Source organism: Gordonia amicalis (genome assembly GCF_022059885.1).
In the GTDB taxonomy this organism is placed as follows: domain Bacteria; phylum Actinomycetota; class Actinomycetes; order Mycobacteriales; family Mycobacteriaceae; genus Gordonia; species Gordonia amicalis.
On the sequence record NZ_CP091855.1, the window covers coordinates 404,967 to 421,415 of the forward strand.

A 16,449-nucleotide genomic window follows, 5' to 3' on the forward strand; every position below is an offset into this window, starting at 1 on the left:
TTTCGCAGAGTTCTTTCTCGTGGAGTAGGGGTCGTCGCTCCCTGAGGAGCGAGCGAAGCGAGCGGCTCCACTGCTCCCTGAGGAGCGAGCGAAGCGAGCCTCGAAGGGTCAGAGACGCTCGATGATGGTCGCGACGCCCATGCCGCCACCGATACAAAGAGTGATCAGGCCGTAGCGGCCGCCGGTGCGCTCGAGCTCGTCGAGGCAGGTGCCGTAGATCATCGCGCCGGTCGCACCGAGCGGGTGACCCATGGCGATCGCGCCACCGTTGATGTTGACCTTTTCGTGGGGGACCTTCAGATCCTTCATCCACTTCATGACGACCGAGGCGAAGGCCTCGTTCAGCTCGAACACGTCGATGTCGTCGATGGTCAGGCCGGCCTTCTTCAGTGCCAGCTCGGTGGCCGGGGTGGGACCGGTGAGCATGATGGTGGGCTCGCTGCCGACCTCGGCGAAGGAGACGACGCGAGCACGCGGGGTGAGGCCGTTGCGCTTGCCGGCCGCCTCGCTGCCGACGAGCACGAGGCCCGAACCGTCGACGATGCCGGAGCTGTTGCCACCGGTGTGGACGTGGTTGATCTTCTCGACGCTCGGGTACTTCATCAGCGCGACGTCGTCGAAGCCGGCCATGTCGGCGAGTGCGGCGAAGGCGGCCTTCAGCTTGCCGAGGCTCTCGACGGTCGAGCCCGGGCGACGGTGCTCGTCGTGGTCGAGGATGGTGACGCCGTTGATGTCCTTGACCGGAACGACGGACTTGGCGAAGTAGCCACTGGCCCAAGCCTTCTCAGCACGAGCCTGCGACTCTGCGGCGTACGCGTCGACGTCCTCGCGCGAGAATCCCTCCATGGTGGCGATGAGGTCGGCACCGATGCCCTGGGGGACGATGTAGTGGTCGTAGGCGGTCGCGGGGTCGGTGAAGAGCGCTCCGCCGTCGCTGCCCATCGGGACGCGCGACATCGACTCGACACCACCGGCGATGACCAGGTCGTCGAAGCCGGAGGCGACCTTGGCCGCGGCGAGGTTGGTGGCTTCCAGACCGGAGGCGCAGAAGCGGTTGACCTGAGTACCGGGAACGCTCTCGGGGAGGCCGCTGTTGAGGGCCGCGGTGCGTGCGATGACCGCACCCTGCTCGCCGACCGGCGAGACGACACCGAGGATGACGTCGTTGACGTCGGCGGGATCGAGACCGCCGTGGCGGGCCAGGAGCTCGTCGATCAGACCCGAGACCAGGTCGACCGGCTTGACGCTGTGCAGCGCGCCGCCGCGCTGCTTGCCACGAGGCGTGCGGATCGCCTCGTAGATGAATGCTTGATCAGGCACGAAAGTGTTCCTTTCACACGAACCACCAGTTGGTTACTCACCGAGGCTAACGCGGAATCACTTATTTGGCTATACCCCATGGTCAACGACTCTCGCTCATCGGTGAATGTGCGCTATGGTCTGTTCACCATGCCTGACCGTAAAACGACCCGCACCAAGGGCGCCGACCGCAAGCGACAGCTCGTCGATTCCGCGGCGGCGCTCTTCGTCCAGCGTGGCTACGCACAGGTGTCGGTGGCCGACATCGCCCGCGCAGCCGGGGTCACCGCACCGTCGGTGTACAGGCATTTCGACGACAAGCAGTCCCTTCTCGAACAGGCGGTCCTCGCCGGCGTCGACGACCTCGAGGACTGCACCGATCGCGCCCTCAGGCACGGGAACGACGCCGCGACGCTGATCTCGACGGTGTGCGCGCTCGCGGTCAAGAGTCCACAGACGGCATCGCTCTGGCGCTGGACGAGCAACTACCTGACCGTCGACCAGAACAAGCAGGTCGCGCTCCGCACCCGCGAGGTGATCGGGCAGTGGGCGGCCGCGATCCTCACCGGACGCGACGACCTGACCGAACGCGAGGCGGTCCAGCTCGCGTGGGCGATCCTGAGCGTCAGCGGCAGCCTGACCGTCCATCACACCCGGATGTCCAGCGCTCGTGCCCGCGAAGAGATCGAGAAGCTGGTCCGACGCCTGCTGGCGCTGAGTCCGTCGACCGCGCCGCCACTCGACACGACGCCGGTCGTCACCGGTGTCACGCGGTCACGCCGCGACGAGATCCTCGACGCCGCGGCCGCACTGTTCGCCGATCGCGGTTATTCCGATGTCGGCGTCGACGAGATCGGGGGCGCCGTCGGCATCGCGGGACCCAGTGTGTACAAACACTTTCCGTCGAAGATGGCAATCCTGGTGGCCATCGGTCACCGCAGTGGCGCCCGCCTCGAGGCCGGGGTGATGGCGGCGTACGGTGCAACCAACGACCCGGCGAAACTCTTGGCCGCACTCGTTGATTCCTACGTCGACGTCATCACCAGCACGCCCGACCTCTCGGTCAGCTTCAACAACTCGTCGGTGCTCGCCGGGCAACCCAGCGCGACCGACCTGTTGGACATTCAGCGGCGTTACGTCGCGCGGTGGACCGATCTGCTCGTCGAGGTGGACCCGTCACTCAAGCGCGACCAGGGCGCGGTGGCCGTCCACGCGGCACTGTCGATCGTCAACGACGCCGTGCGGATGCGCCGGGGAGCCCAGAGCCCCCAATTCGCCGCGCGGATGGCGTATCTCATGAAGGGCGTGCTCGCCATCTGACCTGCCGGACCCACGGCGTCGGGTTGCGCAGGCGCATCCTGCACCCAATGCGCCTCCCCCGGCCGCACAGTGCGAGACACTGTCTCCATGCCGGAAGACTCACGCTCCCTCGCCGGAGACGACCGCGGACCGTCCGTCGCCGATGTCAACGAGCCCCGCTACACGCGCGACGAGCTGATCGCACAGTTGGGCATCGAACCGGAGTTCGCCGAAAAAGCGTGGAATGCGTTCGGTTTCGTGCGCCGATCCACCGATGACAAAGTCGCCACCGAGAGTGACGTCGCCGCGTTGCGCGTGTTCGCCGCGTCGTCGGGCGCCATGCCCGAGGCCACGCAGATCGCCATGGCGCGGGCGATCGGCCAGACGATGTCGAGGCTGGCCGATTGGCAGGCCGACCAGCTCCGGGAGATCGCCGACGACCCGGACACCCCGTGGGATCTCGAGCAGATGAGCGCGGCACTGGGTCAGGTCCAGCAGCTGATCTGGCGACGCCACATGGCGCTCGCCCTCGAACGTCACGTGGAGCATTCGGCGGATGAACAGTTCGACCTGATCGTCGGGTTCGCCGACATCGTCGGTTACACGAGCCTCTCGCGGCGGATCGACCTGACCGATCTCGAGGCTCTCCTCGGTTCGTTCGAGGACGACACGTTCGACGTCGTCGTCGATCACGGCGGTCGCGTCGTCAAGACGCTGGGCGACGCGGTGATGTTCACGTTCGAGGACGCGCATGCCGCCGCTGCGGCGGCCATCCGCATCCACGAGTTGTCCGAGAACGACCACCTGCCACCGCTCCGCGTCGGCCTCGCCCGCGGACCTGTGCTGACCCGACTCGGCGACGTATTCGGCGAACCCGTCAACATCGCGTCCCGCCTGGCCGGATCCGCCCACCCGGGAACAACTCTCATCGACGACACCATCGCCGACGAGATCAGCGCCGACGACCGGTTCTATCTCAAATCGATGCCCTCACTGCGGGTCCGGGGTTACAAGCACCTCAAGGCCCGCGTCCTCGAGGCACATCGCGACGGGCCGCTCAACGACTGACCGGCAGACCTCGGTTCGACTCCCGGACTTCGATCGAGGTCTGGGGGTCGGCTGTGGACAACGATCTGCGGCCCCATCCCCGACGATCTACGCTGACGCCGGTACACCTATCGTGGTCTGCGACATCAACGGGGGATTTGTGTCGGACTTGGTCGTCGATCCAGCAGCACTCGACACCGCTGCGAAGGATGTATCGAACTGCGCGTCGTTCGCGGTTGATGGCGCTCGAGCTCACTTCTCGCTCTGGCCTCGAGGGCACATCGTCGACGTTCGGCGAACTGGCCGGCAACTTCACCGGCGCGACGGCAGACATGTCGGTGGTGGCGGCCACAGCCGATGAGCAGATCGCGTCGTCACTGGCCAACCTGTCCGGCGCGGTTTCCGCGTTCTCCGAACTGGTCCTGGACGCCAAGGACACCACCGTGGCCACGGACGACCAGAGTGCCGGCCGGATCAGCGACGCAGTCCCCTACCCCACTCGCCAAGGCGACCAGACCCACCACGTCGTTCCGCTCAGCGTCCTGTTGTCGGTGCAGTAAGCCCTATGCCACCGAGTTACAACGAGGTGACCTCGTGGAGGCCCGAGGTCATGGCGCAGATCGCGTTCGGCGTCGTTCGATTGCAGGCCCATCTGGAGGTCGAGGCACCGAAAGCCGGCAACCCCGTCCTCAACCTGAAGCTGTCGGACTGGCGAGGCAACGCCCGCGATGCCGCCGACACCAGGGCTGAGAGCCTCACCCGATGGATCAGGAACACCGCCGACGAATTCGGTGACGTCGCAGAGGTCCTGCAGACCGGTGCAACCATCGTTCGCAACGCCATCACCGCACTCGAGAGTCGAACCACTCTGGCCGACAGCCGGGGTTACATCCTCGACCGCGGGAGCCGTGGGTACGCGATCAACTTCGATCCGGCTCGTGCACCGGACGGCGCCCAGTACGACGCCGGGGAAGCGTTCGAGCACCAGTCCGCATTGTCGAGCCTCGCCACAGCGGCGGACGACACCGTGACGGCCACCCGTGATGGCATCAATGGCGCGCTCGGTGAGATCGGCGGCATCACACCGGCTTCCGTGGCTCAGAACCGCGGAATCGTCGATCCCAAGCGTGCCGCGAGTGACACGAAAGCAGTGATGGCCGGCTCTGCGACACCCGAACAACTCGGCCGCTACAGGCGAGCATTCGACCTGACGCCTGAGCAACTGGATCGAATCCGACGTGGCGAGAATGCCAACATCGAGCGATCTCGACTCGAGTACATCCGGACCGCATTAGAGCTCAACCCCCACCCGCTCGGAGGAATGGCGGTTACGGGAGCACTAGAGTTCGTGGACGGGATCGGGAGCAACTGGCAAGCCACGGAGATGGGCCGTCACGCCCTCCGCCAAGCCGATCAAGGCATGCTTCAGACGACGGGCAAGTTCCTGAGTCGTGGTGCTTCCGCTGCAGGAGTTGCGGTCACGATGTATGACGAGTACCGCAAGTACGACGCTGGCCTTCAGGACGGCGGAGACGCAATCGCATCCGGTGCGGGCGCCTCGCCGGAGGGGCCGTCGGCGGTGCTCTGGCGGGTGCTGCTGTCGGCACTTTCGCTGGACCGGTAGGAATCGCAATCGGTGCTGGGATCGGGGCTGCTCTGGGAAGTAGTGCCGGATCGAGCGTAGGCAAGATGGTGAAGGGTTGGTTTGACTAATGAGCTACCGCGAATCGGGAAGACACCGGGACAACAGTCCCGCTAAACCCGCCCAATCGTTGGCCGAGAGTTATTCCCACTCGTCTACTGTTGTAAAGACATATTTGATGAACAAACTTGCCGTCCTGCCCTCCGGGGTCACATTCTTCCTCGGGTTTCTTTTAGGGGTTAGCACATGGAATTAGACAAAGAAGGTAACTGACCGAAGATGATTGCCGCGCTCGAGTACGCGCTCGTGAACTTCGGTAGTGTTGCGACACTCGTTGCTACGACCCGTGACCAGGATTTCGTCAGCCCCCCGGCTTGGTACGACTGGGACGCCGAAGCCGCGCATGTCGCCGGCGCGAGCAGGGTGCTCATTCGATCCAAAGAACCCCCGCCCCAGTTCGCTGCAAACATCGCCATTCAATACTTCAGATTCGACACCGGCGACGCAATTCGCCTAGGCGATCTCGATACAGCACTCGATATTGCAGCATTGCCAGAATCAACCCCGCTGGCCCACCACGTTGATGTCGATGGATACCTCTGTAGAGACGAGGGCACATACACATCGAACGGCCTTGCCCTCAGAGTCCTCCGTGTGCAGGCAGCATTCAGCACCCCCATGGACGGAAAGTCTGCTCTTTCGATCTTCACCGCAACGACCACTTCTGACACCTGGTATGACATCGAGCAAGAAATCTTGGAAATGGAGAAGCATTGGCTAGCGAGAACGATCCACAACAGTGGCGGCAACTGAAGACCTACTTCACCGGAAGACTGGCAATCTGGGTCACATTTCCCCTTCTGGCCTTCATCGCCGGAATCCTGGTCGCCTACATCGTCACTCGATAATCCGCAACGGCCCGGACCCGCAAGTAGTCCTCTGACTCGCAGACTTCATTTCGATGTTGCGACTTCGATCGAAGTCGCAACATCGAAATGAGGTCTGCGGTCACGCCACAGCCACCGGGCTGACCCGAACCTCGCTCGCCTTGACCACGAGCACGACCTCGATCCCGGTGACCAACCCCAGGTCAGCGACCGCGGCCCAGGTGACCTCGGCCGCCACGACCTGCCCGCCGACGTCGGTGCTGACCACTGCGTGGTCACCGCGGGGCACCACGTCACGGACGGTCGCCCGCAGCATGGTTCGCGGGCTACCGTGCGGCGCTTCGAGATACACGGCCACGGCACGCGGTGAGAACGTCGCGGCGGCAGGCGTTCCAGCACCGAGACCACCGGCCGGCACATCCTCACCCACCGTCCCGACGACCCGGTTTCCGGACTCGTCGACGACCGTCGAAGCCTCATCGATCCGCCCCACGAACAGATTGAGCCCCGACAGCGATGCGCTGAACCTGCTCCCGGGATTGGTCAACACCGCACTCGTGGAACCCGATTCGACGATCCTCCCCCGGTCCAGGACGACGATGTCCTCCGCGAGTCCGAGAGCGTCGACCGGGTCGTGGGTCACCATGATCGTCGTACGGCCGTGATCGGCGAGCAGAACTCGAAGCAACGCCCTCAACCGGCTCGCCACATCCACGTCCAGCGCGCGGAACGGCTCGTCCAACAACAGAATTCGGGGCTCCGCGGCGAGCGCTCGGGCGATCGCCACACGTTGCGCCTGGCCACCGGAGAGCTCATCAGGTTTGCGGTCCACCAACTCCGCGACCTCGACGGCCTCCACCCACCGCGCCACTCGTTCGCGCACCTCGGCACGCGACATCCGCTGCGCCGACGGCGCGAACGCCACGTTCTCCGCGACGGTCAGGTGCGGGAAGAGCCGCGCGTCCTGGGACAGCAGCGCAATCCCACGACGATGCGGTGGAACGAATACGCGGCCGTCGCGAAACACCTCATCGCCGAGGCGGATCCGCGATGCGCCAGCGCCCCGAAACAACCCCGCGATCACCCGCAGCATCGTCGATTTGCCGGCACCGTTCGGCCCGACGACCGCGGTCGTCCGTCCAGCGACGAACCGATGCTCGACCCGTAGCGGGGGCACCGCCTGATCGATGGACACCACCAGATCCGCGTCCGTCACGGCACACCAGCCCCACTCCGACGCCGACGACTGTGCACGCCCACCACTACCACCAGAGAGATGACGACCAGGATGAGCGACAACGGGATCGCGGCCTGGGGATCATCGATCGCCGACACGTAGATGGCGAGCGGCGCGGTCTGGGTGATCCCGGGAGCGTTGCCCGCGAAGGTGATCGTCGCGCCGAACTCGCCGAGCGCACGCGCGAATGCCAGCACCAGCCCGGCGAGCAACGACGGCGCCACCAACGGCAGGGTCACCCGCCACAACGTGCGGGTCGGTCCGGCCCCGAGCGTCGCGGCGACCTCCTCGTACCTCGTACCCACCACGCGGACAGCACCTTCGACGCTGATCACCAGAAACGGCAACGCGACGAAGGTCTGCGCCAGCACGACGGCGGTGGTGGTGAAGGCGATGTCGATCCCGGCGTCGTGCAGACGCTGTCCGACGATCCCGAGTCGGCCGAAGGTGTAGAGCAAGGCCAGGCCGCCGACCACCGGGGGCAGCACCAGCGGCAGCAGCACCAGCGAGCGGACGACGCGGACGACGAGACCGTCGTACCGTGCGAAGATCACCGCCATCGGCACCCCCACCAGCAAGCAACACCCGGTGCTGATGGACGCGGTGATCAACGACAACCGCAGCGCGTCAAGCGAAGACGGCGATGTCATCTGCTCGACGAAGGTGTCCCACGGCGATCGGAGCAGCAACGCGAGCGGCGGCAGGACGATCAACGCGACACCGACCGCGGCGAGCCCATACGTCCAGGCCGGTAATCCCGTCGGATCGCGATGGGCGAGACCCGGACGACGCACCGTCATGGCGCCCCGAAGCCGGCGTCGCGAAGGATGCGCTGACCGTCCTCGCCGAGGACGAGGTCCACGAACTGCTTCCCGAGCCCTCCGTCGTCGGCGCCGCGGACCCCCGCGACCGGATACGCGTTGACCACTTCCGCGAATGCCGGGTCGGTCACGGTGGCCACCTGGTCTCCGGCAGCACGAGCATCGGTCACGTACACGACCCCGGCATCGGCCTGCCCGGTCGTCACCTTGGTGAGTACCGCGCTCACCGACTGCTCCTCCGACGCCGCGTCGATCGTGATCCCGGTGTTGCGTTCCGCGGTGCCGGTGGCGGCGCCGCACGGTTGAGCCGCCTGGCAGACGACGGCGGTGACGCCCGGCCTCGCGAGGTCGGCGAACGACCTGATGCGCAACGGGTTTCCCGGCGCGGTGACGATCACCAGGGTGTTGGTCGCGAAGATCGTGGGTTCGACCGCCAGATCCCCGAGTTTCGCCATGTTTTTCTCGTCGGCACTCGCGAAGACATCCGCGGGGGCACCCTGCTGGATCTGGTTGGCGAGGGTCGACGACCCGTCGAAGGACAGACGAACGGTGACGCCATCGTGCTGCTTCTCGAACTCCGCCGCGATCGCGGTGAAAGCCTTCTTCAGCGACGCCGCTGCGGACACGTCCAGAGTCACGGTGCCCGAATCGCTCCCGTCGTCCGACGAACAACCGGCCAGGAGAACCACCCCGGCCGCCGCGAAAGCAGTGACGAACCTCCTCACCGGTCGCCCCTCCTCGTCTCGACGATGACGTTCGTCGACTTGACGATCGCGGTGGCCACCGACCCCGGCGCGAGCTCCAACTCGCGTGCCGACTGCGCACTCATCAGCGACGTCACCTCGAACGGTCCGCACTGCAACGTCACCTGGGCCATGACGCCGTCCACCAACACCTCGGTGACCAGCCCGGTGAACCGATTGCGTGCCGACCGCGCGACGGGCGCACCGTCGTCCGGCGCCACGGCACGCTCGCGCGCGAGCTGCGCGAGTCGGGCCCCGTCGACGGTCGCCACCGGCCCGTCGTCGGATTGCTCGAGCACCCCGGACGCGATCCATCGTCGGATCGTGTCGTCGCTGACGCCGAGCAATGCTGCGGCGTCCTTGATCCGTATCGCGGTCACGCCGGCTATCGTATCCGCATCTGCGTGACAAATGGCACTCTGAATCCGCGATTGCGGCGGCAGGTCCGCTCTTGACTTCAAGTCAATTTGAGTTCCTAGCGTGAATCCCACTCCGACCGTCGGAGTCCGGGCCGTCGGACCGATGAGTTCCATGGGGGTTCCCGGTCTGTCATGTCGAGGAACGTCGAAGTTCCCCGATGTCCCCTGAGTTGACCCCCATGTTCACCCGGAGACACCGGAAAATCGTTCGCCCCTGTCAGACCCCATCGATACCGTGGAGAGTTATGAACTCAGTCACAGTTCCCGCCGTCGCACCCGGCGATGTCGCGACGCCCGACGTCGCGATCGAGGCCATCGACCTGGTCAAACGCTTCGGCGATTTCACCGCGGTCGACGGCGTCAGCTTCACCGTCCCGCGTGGTTCCGTCCTCGGCCTGCTCGGCCCCAACGGCGCAGGCAAGACCACCACCGTCCGCATGATGACCACCCTGTCACCGCCGACGAGCGGGACCGCTCGCATCGCCGGCTTCGACGTCATCGAACAGCCCGGCATGGTCCGGCAGAACATGGGCCTCACCGGCCAGGCCGCGACCGTCGACGAGATCCTCACCGGACGTGAGAACCTGCGCATGATCGGCGGGCTGTACGGCATCGGTCGTAAGACCCTGGCCCGCCGCTCCGACGAGCTCCTGGAGCAGTTCTCACTCAGCGAGGCCGGCAACAAGCAGGTCAAGTCGTATTCCGGTGGCATGCGCCGCCGGCTCGATCTCGCGGTCAGTCTCCTCGCGGCCCCACCCGTGCTGTTCCTCGACGAGCCGACCACCGGCCTCGATCCACGCAGCCGCTCGGAGCTGTGGGATGTGCTGCGTGACCTCGTTTCCGACGGGACCACGCTTCTACTGACCACGCAGTACCTCGAAGAGGCCGATCAGCTCGCCGACGACATCGTCGTCATGCAGTCCCGCGTACTGGATCACGACCAGGGTGATGGTCGGCAGGATGAGGTGTTGAATGCGATCCAGCAGCACCGGGAAGAACCCCTCGACACCCACGCTGGACGCCCCGGAGACGAACACGACGCTGTGGCCGAGGGATTGATTGAGTGAGATGGCGACCAGCACGATCCCCAGGCCGACAACGGGAACCGGCAGGTTGATCATCGCGATCGAGATGAACTGCCAGGCGCGGTCGGCGAGCTTGTACTGCCGGAGGGCGGTGTAGACGCCCAGGGCTATGCCGAGAAGGGTGGAGATGATGGTGGCCGCGGCCAGGAGCTGCACCGAGGAGACCAGGCGGAAGCCGATCTCGGCGTTGACGCTCTCGCCCACGGGAGTCGACCCCCAATCCCAGTGCAACACCACGCCCGTCAGCCAGTTCCACCAACGTTCGACCAGCGGGGTCTTGTCGTTGAGGTTGTGGGAGGACAGCGTGGCGTCGACGACGCTCTCCGGCAACGGCGGTCGCCGGATCGCGTAGTTGGATCGCGGGTCGAGAAACCAAGTGGCCAGGAAGTAGGTCAGATTGGTCGCGATGAAGACGAGGACAGCCCAGGCCGCGATGCGTTTGCAGAGGTATCCGATCACCGCGGCTCCAGGTCGTCGTCAGGCCGGCTTCACCGACCGCATCGTGACTCAGGCAGCTCCGCCGAGTGCCTTCGACTTGAGGTGTTCGAACTCCTGCGGGGTGATGGTACCGGAGTCCAGGAGAGCCTTCGCCTCCGTGATCTGCTGGGTCGGAGAGGTTCCCGCAACCGACTTGATGTACTCGTCGGAGGCCTGCTTGGCCTCCGTGTAGGCCTCGCGCTGACGCTCGGCCATGCCCTTGCCCTTCGCGAGCAGGTACACGATGGCCGTGATGTACGGGAAGATGATCAGGAAGACCACCCAGGCGGCCTTCTGCCAGCCCGATGCCTTCTTGTCACGGAACAGGTCGGTGATGATGTGCCACAGGACGATCAGGTACGCGACGAACGCGAAGATGACGACTGTGTACCAGATGAAATCCCAGAATGAGTCCCACATTGAAGGTCTCCCGTTTCTAGAAGAAAAGGACCATGCCGAATGGTCCCCTGACGAATAGAAGCATGTCACAGCCATACCCTCGGCATCGCGCTGTCAGGCCAAAGTGGCCGTGAGAAGTAGTAGCACGTCCCCCAGGCATGCACCGTTTGCCGCTTATACGAAGTTGTGCCACGAACCGACAAAAGAGAGACGAGATGGAATCGCAAACGGCCACGCATGAACTCGAGTTGGGCTTGGACACCTTCGGCGACATCACCGCCGAGCCCGATGGCACTCCGCGATCGGACGCACAGACCCTGCGGGACGTACTCGAGCAGGCGATCCTGGCCGACGAGGTCGGCGTCGACTTCCTCGGTGTCGGTGAGCATCACCGCTCCGACTACTCCGTATCCGCACCCGAGGTCGTGCTCGGCGCCATCGCCGCCCGCACCAGCCGGATCCGCCTCGGCTCGGCCGTGACCGTGCTGAGCTCGGACGATCCCATCCGCGTGTTCGAGCGGTTCTCGACCGTCGACGCGCTGTCCTCGGGCCGTGCCGAGGTGATCCTCGGCCGCGGTTCGTTCACCGAGTCGTTCCCGCTCTTCGGTTACGACCTCTCCGACTACGAGGAACTGTTCACCGACAAGCTCGCGCTCTTCGCCGAACTGCGCACCGGCAAGCCGGTCACCTGGTCCGGCTCGACGCGGGGTCCCTTGCGTGCTCAGCCGGTGTACCCGCAGCTCGAGAGCCCGCCGCTACCCACCTGGATCGCAGTGGGCGGCAGCCCCGAATCCGTGGTACGCGCAGCGTCGTACGGGCTTCCGCTGATGCTCGCCATCATCGGCGGTGACCCGGTGCGCTTCCGCCCCTACGTCGACCTCTACCACCGTGCGCTCGCCGAGATGGAGCAGGACGTACTTCCGGTCGGCGTGCACTGCCCGGGCCATGTCGCCGACACCGACGCACAGGCACGCGACGAGTTGTGGCCGCACTACCGCGGGTACGTGGCGCGGATCGGACGCGAACGGGGGTGGCCGCCGCCCACCCGGATCGACTTCGAGCGGTCGACGGGCCCCGACGGTGCGCTGTTCGTCGGGTCGCCGGAAACCGTCGCACGCAAGATCGCCTCGACGTCGAAGGCTCTCGGGCTGAGTCGTTTCGACATGAAGTACTCCCACGGAACCCTGGGCCATGCCGAGCAGATGCGCAGCATCGAACTCTATGGCACCCGAGTGATCCCACGGGTCCGCGAGCTGCTCGCCGAGGGGTGATCGTCAGCGTCGGCTCAGAGTGAGCGCGAAATCCCCGGCCGGGTCGGTCCACACGGTGACCACCTGCAGTCCGGCGGACTCGAGTTCGTCGCGGAGTGCATCCGGCTCGAACTTCGTACTGATCTCGGTGTGGACCTCGGCGCCGGCAGGCAGCCGCCAGGCTCGGCCCAGGACCTCGAAGTACGCGTCGATGTCCCGCCGGGCACGCAGCCACATCTCGATGCGATGTTCGCCCGGGTTCCAGCGCGCGATGTGTTCGAAGTCGTCCGCATACAGTCCGCGGGCATCCAGTCCCGTCCGCAGGACCTCGATGAGGTTGCGGTTGAAATCGGCTGTGACGCCCGCCTTGTCGTCATAGGCGGCCACGAGTCGGCCGGTGTCCTTGACGAGGTCGGTACCGAGCAGGAAGAAGTCACCGGGCGAGAGCGCCTTCGCCAGACCCTGATAGAACTCGCGCCGCGCCTCGGGATTGAAGTTCCCGATGGTGCCACCGAGGAACACCGCGAGGCGGGCGCCGTCGGCGTCGGGGAGATGGAGGTCGGGTTCGGTGAAGTCCGCGCCCAATGGGACGATCTCGACGCCCGGATAGTCGGCGGACAGCACATCGGCTGTGGTCGTGAGCATCTCGGAGCTGACATCCACGGGAACGTAGGTGAACCGCCCGGAGTCGGGGGTGGCGGCACTGAACGCGTCGAGCAGCAACCTGGTCTTGGTGGAGGTGCCCGAACCCAACTCGACCATCACTTCGGCATGCGTGGCCGCCACGATGTCGGCCGAATGCTCACGCAGGATCGCGGTCTCGCGACGCGTCGGATAGTACTCGGGAAGCCGGGTGATCTCATCGAAGAGCCGGCTTCCGCGCTCATCGTAGAGCCACTTGGTCGGCAGCGTCGGCGGGTCCTGCCACAGACCCCAAAGCGCGTCCGCGGCAAGTCCTGTCGTCGCCTTCTCGACTTCGGTACGCGTGTCGTCGCGCTCGGATGTCCTGGGCTGCGCTTCGCGCTCGGGAGTCATCGAGCGAGCCGCAGTCCCGAGAACACCCACCGCGACGCAGCGGGAAAGAAATTGCGGTAGGTGATCCGCTCATGCCCCGGCGGCGTCACCGCGCTCGCGCCACGCAGGACGTGCTGGTCGGACATGAACTTTCCGTTGTACTCACCGACGGCCCCGTTCGCCGGGACGAATCCCGGATAGGGCAGATGCGCGCTCGCCGTCCACTCCCACACGTCACCGACCATCGCGGTGCCGGCCCGGCCGGGGTGACATCGGCCGGGATCGAGAAGCCGGCCCCGCGCGTCGCCGAGTGTTCCGGCCGCGACCTCCCATTCGAATTCGGTGGGCAGTCGGGCGCCGGCCCAGCGGGCGTAGGCGTCGGCCTCGTAGAAGGACACGTGGGTCACCGGCTCGTCGGGCACGACGGGCCGGCGTCCGGAGAGGGTGAAGGTGGTCCACCCACCGTCCTCTTCGCGCCAGTAACCCGGCGCATGCCAATCGGTTTCGTGGATCTTCGCCCACCCGTCGGAGAGCCAGAGCTCGTGGCGCCGATATCCGTCGTCGGCCATGAACTCCAGCCAGCCGGCGTTGGTCACCAGCCGATCGGACACCGCGAAGTCCTCGAGGTGGACCCGGTGGCGGGGGCCCTCGTTGTCGTAGGAGAATCCACTTCCGACAGCGCCGATCTCGTGCACCCCACCGGAGAACTCCCGCCAGCCGAGCGGCGCGGACCGCCCGGGCACGTCGGGCTCCCGGTCGACGTAGACCGGCCCGAACGCATGCGTCGAGAACAGGTGCTTGATGTCCATCAGCAGCAACTCCTGGTGCTGCTGTTCGTGGTTGCAGCCGAGCTCGACCAATTCGAGCGCCGCGTCGTCGAATCGCCCGGCCTCGAGAGCCTCGACCATCGCTGCGTCGACGTGCTCGCGATAGCGTGTCACGTCGCGTACGCCCGGTCGCGTGACGAGACCGCGATCGGGGCGCGGATGTCGTTCTCCCACCGTTTCGTAGTAGCTGTTGAACAGGTACCGGAAGGTCTCGTCGTACACGACATAGTCCGGGTTCTGACGGAGGATGAACTCCTCGAAAAACCAGGTGACATGCGCCCGATGCCATTTCGCGGGACTCGCCTCGGTCATCGACTGCGGCGTCTGGTCTTCAGGTGAGAGTCGTTCGGCGAGAGCATCGGTCAGCGACCGCACCTCGAGAAACCGTCGGACGGTGTCGGGACCGTCCGCCGTGGCGACACCCGGAGGCCGGGCAACCGGGGACTCGGGATCTGATCTCGGGTCCGGGCGGACGGTGGGTTCGGTGATGCTCACTGGAAAACCTCCCGTGGCAAGGCGGTGGAGTGCGGCGGCGTCTTCGGCGGATCTCCGCATCCATCGTCACGACGGTTTGCATCCGTGTCAACGATGGCCGGCCTTGCCCCCGATTCGCTGAATGATCGATCGTCAACCGAGGGTTGACGAAGTTCGGCCGTCACCTACGGTTGGCGCATGACGAAGAACGCCGTTCCCATTCGGCTGGACGACCTCATCGCAGCGATCCGCAAGGTGCACGACGACCCCTCGACCAGCTGTCCGACGCGGTATTGGCCGCGGCTCATCTCGACGAGGTCGCCGACAGTCTGATCGGCCATTTCGTCGACCAGGCGCGCCGCTCGGGCGCTTCGTGGACTGCGATCGGGGCCAGCATGGGCGTCAGCAAGCAGGCCGCCCAGAAGCGGTTCGTCGACCGGGTGTCGGCCGCCCGCGGCACCGACGGCGGCCTGGCCGGCGAGTCGCACCCGTTCTCGCGGTTCACGCCCCGCGCGGCGAACGTCCTGATGGCGGCCAACGGTGCGGCGGCCGCCGATCGAGCCGAGTACGTGACCCCCGCCCACGTGGCGGCAGCCATGACCGCCGAGCCGCAGGCCCTCGTCTTCGTCGTGCTGCGGGAGTTCGGCGTCGACCCCGATGCGTTCTCCGATGCCGTGGCACAGCTCGTCCCGGCGCCGCGGGACGTCCCGGATGCCGAGGCATCGTCCGTCGTGCCCTACGACGCCGCCGCCAAGGCGGTCCTGGAGGCGACCGTCGGCATCGCCGTCGACCTCGGTCACAACTACGTTGGCACCGAACACCTGTTGCTCGGGCTGTTCACCGACGATCCGGTGGCCGGTGCGCTGACCGGTCTCGGACTCGACGACAGCGCGATCCGCGACAAGATCGTCGCCACACTCGCGCAGTTCGGGGAAGCTCCGCCGGCCGAGTAGCCGAACTACTCCTGCTCCGAGATGTAGTGCACCGCGGCCTCCTCGGCCGAGGCCGCGGCGCCGTCGATACCCGCATCCGCGGCCACTGCTTCGGCCTCCGTGTCGATCCCCGATCCCTCGTCCGGGGCGATCAGCCGGCCGGCACGCCGGTCACCGACCTCGTCACCTTCGTCGAACTCGTCACTGCGATCGGAATCGTGCGCACGCCAATCGGTTCGGGCGTGCTCGTCGGCAGTGATCTCGTCGAGCGGATCGACCGCACCGACGTCGGGCTCCTCCTCGGCCAGCCGCTCGTCGAGGGTCTCCCCCTCCGCCTGCTCGCGGACCGTGAGTCCGTGGATCGCAGCCTTGGGCGGGTAGTCGGGTGGCGAGTAGCCCTCGTCGAGGACGTCGTCGACGCCGCGGTCGACCAGGGTGTCCTCCGGCTGGAGCTGGTCGTCCTGGTCGAGGCTGAACTCGCCGTCGGAGCCTTCCGGGGTGCTGCCGATATCGTCCTTCACCCTTGCCACGATGCCAGCCGAACGGGGCGTGTGCCAGAGTTCCGCAGACTTGTCTGGGACACGTGACCTCGGGTGG

Annotated in this window: 15 protein-coding genes and 3 pseudogenes; 8 read left to right on the forward strand and 10 right to left on the reverse strand. The window is 66.0% G+C overall.

Translation table 11 applies throughout. From position 1 onward, the window contains the following. Positions 1–108: 108 nt before the first annotated feature. Entirely contained in the window at positions 109–1,320 is a 1,212-nt protein-coding gene (locus IHQ52_RS01825; RefSeq protein WP_006436648.1) for an acetyl-CoA C-acetyltransferase, read from the reverse strand. 129 nt (positions 1,321–1,449) lie between these two features. On the opposite strand from IHQ52_RS01825, the gene IHQ52_RS01830 reads away from it, so the two are divergent. The 5 genes from IHQ52_RS01830 (at position 1,450) to IHQ52_RS01850 (ending at position 6,100) form a co-directional block, all read left to right on the forward strand. Beyond that, on the forward strand, positions 1,450–2,619 hold the full coding sequence (locus tag IHQ52_RS01830) for a TetR/AcrR family transcriptional regulator (protein WP_040004781.1): 1,170 nt from the start codon (positions 1,450–1,452) through the stop codon (positions 2,617–2,619). 87 nt (positions 2,620–2,706) lie between these two features. Beyond that, positions 2,707–3,666 carry an adenylate/guanylate cyclase domain-containing protein gene (locus IHQ52_RS01835; RefSeq protein ID WP_006436646.1) on the forward strand — a complete coding sequence of 320 codons (960 nt, stop codon included), beginning with the start codon at positions 2,707–2,709 and terminating at the stop codon, positions 3,664–3,666. Between the two features lie 188 nt (positions 3,667–3,854). Further along, positions 3,855–4,205: a hypothetical protein gene (locus tag IHQ52_RS01840; RefSeq protein ID WP_238064039.1), complete on the forward strand. Its 351-nt coding sequence runs from the start codon at positions 3,855–3,857 to the stop codon at positions 4,203–4,205. A 50-nt stretch (positions 4,206–4,255) separates the two neighbouring features. Then, positions 4,256–5,269, forward strand: a complete 1,014-nt coding sequence (locus IHQ52_RS01845) for a hypothetical protein (RefSeq protein WP_238064040.1) — start codon at positions 4,256–4,258, stop codon at positions 5,267–5,269. Between the two features lie 297 nt (positions 5,270–5,566). Further along, positions 5,567–6,100, forward strand: coding sequence for a hypothetical protein (locus IHQ52_RS01850; protein ID WP_006436643.1), 534 nt, complete (start codon positions 5,567–5,569; stop codon positions 6,098–6,100). Positions 6,101–6,295: 195 nt separating this feature from the next. On the opposite strand, the gene IHQ52_RS01855 is transcribed toward IHQ52_RS01850, so the two are convergent. Genes IHQ52_RS01855 through IHQ52_RS01870 form a run of 4 tightly spaced genes read right to left on the reverse strand, consistent with a single transcriptional unit; the run spans position 6,296 to position 9,355 of the window. Beyond that, the gene (locus tag IHQ52_RS01855; protein ID WP_006436642.1) at positions 6,296–7,390 is read right to left on the reverse strand and encodes a sulfate/molybdate ABC transporter ATP-binding protein; all 1,095 of its coding nucleotides are present in this window, start codon (positions 7,388–7,390) and stop codon (positions 6,296–6,298) included. Next, positions 7,387–8,211 (reverse strand): ABC transporter permease, encoded by an 825-nt coding sequence (locus IHQ52_RS01860; RefSeq protein ID WP_006436641.1) that lies wholly within the window; start codon positions 8,209–8,211, stop codon positions 7,387–7,389. The genes IHQ52_RS01855 and IHQ52_RS01860 overlap by 4 nt, the downstream gene beginning before the upstream one ends. Then, entirely contained in the window at positions 8,208–8,957 is a 750-nt protein-coding gene (modA, locus tag IHQ52_RS01865; RefSeq protein ID WP_006436640.1) for a molybdate ABC transporter substrate-binding protein, read from the reverse strand. Before modA ends, IHQ52_RS01860 begins: the two co-directional genes overlap by 4 nt. Then, complete coding sequence (locus IHQ52_RS01870; protein WP_006436639.1) at positions 8,954–9,355, reverse strand: TOBE domain-containing protein; 402 nt, start codon at positions 9,353–9,355, stop codon at positions 8,954–8,956. Before IHQ52_RS01870 ends, modA begins: the two co-directional genes overlap by 4 nt. 284 nt (positions 9,356–9,639) lie before the next feature. Between IHQ52_RS01870 and IHQ52_RS01875 the strand changes: the two are divergent. After that, a pseudogene (locus IHQ52_RS01875) lies at positions 9,640–10,332 on the forward strand (ATP-binding cassette domain-containing protein); the annotation flags it as partial. On the opposite strand, the pseudogene IHQ52_RS01880 reads toward IHQ52_RS01875, so the two are convergent. Next, positions 10,309–10,938 (reverse strand): annotated as a pseudogene (locus IHQ52_RS01880) (ABC transporter permease family protein); the annotation flags it as partial. The pseudogenes IHQ52_RS01875 and IHQ52_RS01880 overlap by 24 nt on opposite strands. A 48-nt stretch (positions 10,939–10,986) precedes the next feature. Continuing rightward, positions 10,987–11,376: an SHOCT domain-containing protein gene (locus IHQ52_RS01885; RefSeq protein WP_006435021.1), complete on the reverse strand. Its 390-nt coding sequence runs from the start codon at positions 11,374–11,376 to the stop codon at positions 10,987–10,989. Between the two features lie 194 nt (positions 11,377–11,570). Between IHQ52_RS01885 and IHQ52_RS01890 the strand changes: the two genes are divergently transcribed. Further along, positions 11,571–12,626 carry an LLM class flavin-dependent oxidoreductase gene (locus tag IHQ52_RS01890; RefSeq protein ID WP_006435022.1) on the forward strand — a complete coding sequence of 352 codons (1,056 nt, stop codon included), beginning with the start codon at positions 11,571–11,573 and terminating at the stop codon, positions 12,624–12,626. Positions 12,627–12,629: 3 nt separating this feature from the next. Here the strand turns inward: IHQ52_RS01890 and egtD are convergent, their stop codons facing one another. After that, the gene (gene egtD, locus IHQ52_RS01895; protein ID WP_006435023.1) at positions 12,630–13,640 is read right to left on the reverse strand and encodes an L-histidine N(alpha)-methyltransferase; all 1,011 of its coding nucleotides are present in this window, start codon (positions 13,638–13,640) and stop codon (positions 12,630–12,632) included. After that, positions 13,637–14,941: an ergothioneine biosynthesis protein EgtB gene (gene egtB, locus IHQ52_RS01900; protein ID WP_238064041.1), complete on the reverse strand. Its 1,305-nt coding sequence runs from the start codon at positions 14,939–14,941 to the stop codon at positions 13,637–13,639. The genes egtD and egtB overlap by 4 nt, the downstream gene beginning before the upstream one ends. Positions 14,942–15,118: 177 nt before the next feature. Here egtB and IHQ52_RS01905 point away from each other — a divergent pair. Next, positions 15,119–15,873: pseudogene (locus tag IHQ52_RS01905) on the forward strand (Clp protease N-terminal domain-containing protein). Between the two features lie 5 nt (positions 15,874–15,878). On the opposite strand, the gene IHQ52_RS01910 reads toward IHQ52_RS01905, so the two are convergent. Further along, entirely contained in the window at positions 15,879–16,373 is a 495-nt protein-coding gene (locus IHQ52_RS01910) for a DUF5709 domain-containing protein (RefSeq protein WP_006435026.1), read from the reverse strand. Between the last annotated feature and the right edge of the window lie 76 nt (positions 16,374–16,449).

What these genes read in the sequence shown, in the direction of transcription:
- IHQ52_RS01830 (WP_040004781.1), top strand. Translation starts at nt 1,450, where the DNA reads ATGCCTGACCGTAAAACGACCCGCACCAAGGGCGCCGACCGCAAGCGA.
- IHQ52_RS01835 (WP_006436646.1), top strand. Translation starts at nt 2,707, where the DNA reads ATGCCGGAAGACTCACGCTCCCTCGCCGGAGACGACCGCGGACCGTCC.
- IHQ52_RS01840 (WP_238064039.1), top strand. Translation starts at nt 3,855, where the DNA reads ATGTATCGAACTGCGCGTCGTTCGCGGTTGATGGCGCTCGAGCTCACT.
- IHQ52_RS01845 (WP_238064040.1), top strand. Translation starts at nt 4,256, where the DNA reads ATGGCGCAGATCGCGTTCGGCGTCGTTCGATTGCAGGCCCATCTGGAG.
- IHQ52_RS01850 (WP_006436643.1), top strand. Translation starts at nt 5,567, where the DNA reads ATGATTGCCGCGCTCGAGTACGCGCTCGTGAACTTCGGTAGTGTTGCG.
- IHQ52_RS01860 (WP_006436641.1), bottom strand. Translation starts at nt 8,211, where the DNA reads ATGACGGTGCGTCGTCCGGGTCTCGCCCATCGCGATCCGACGGGATTA.
- IHQ52_RS01885 (WP_006435021.1), bottom strand. Translation starts at nt 11,376, where the DNA reads ATGTGGGACTCATTCTGGGATTTCATCTGGTACACAGTCGTCATCTTC.
- IHQ52_RS01890 (WP_006435022.1), top strand. Translation starts at nt 11,571, where the DNA reads ATGGAATCGCAAACGGCCACGCATGAACTCGAGTTGGGCTTGGACACC.
- egtD (WP_006435023.1), bottom strand. Translation starts at nt 13,640, where the DNA reads ATGACTCCCGAGCGCGAAGCGCAGCCCAGGACATCCGAGCGCGACGAC.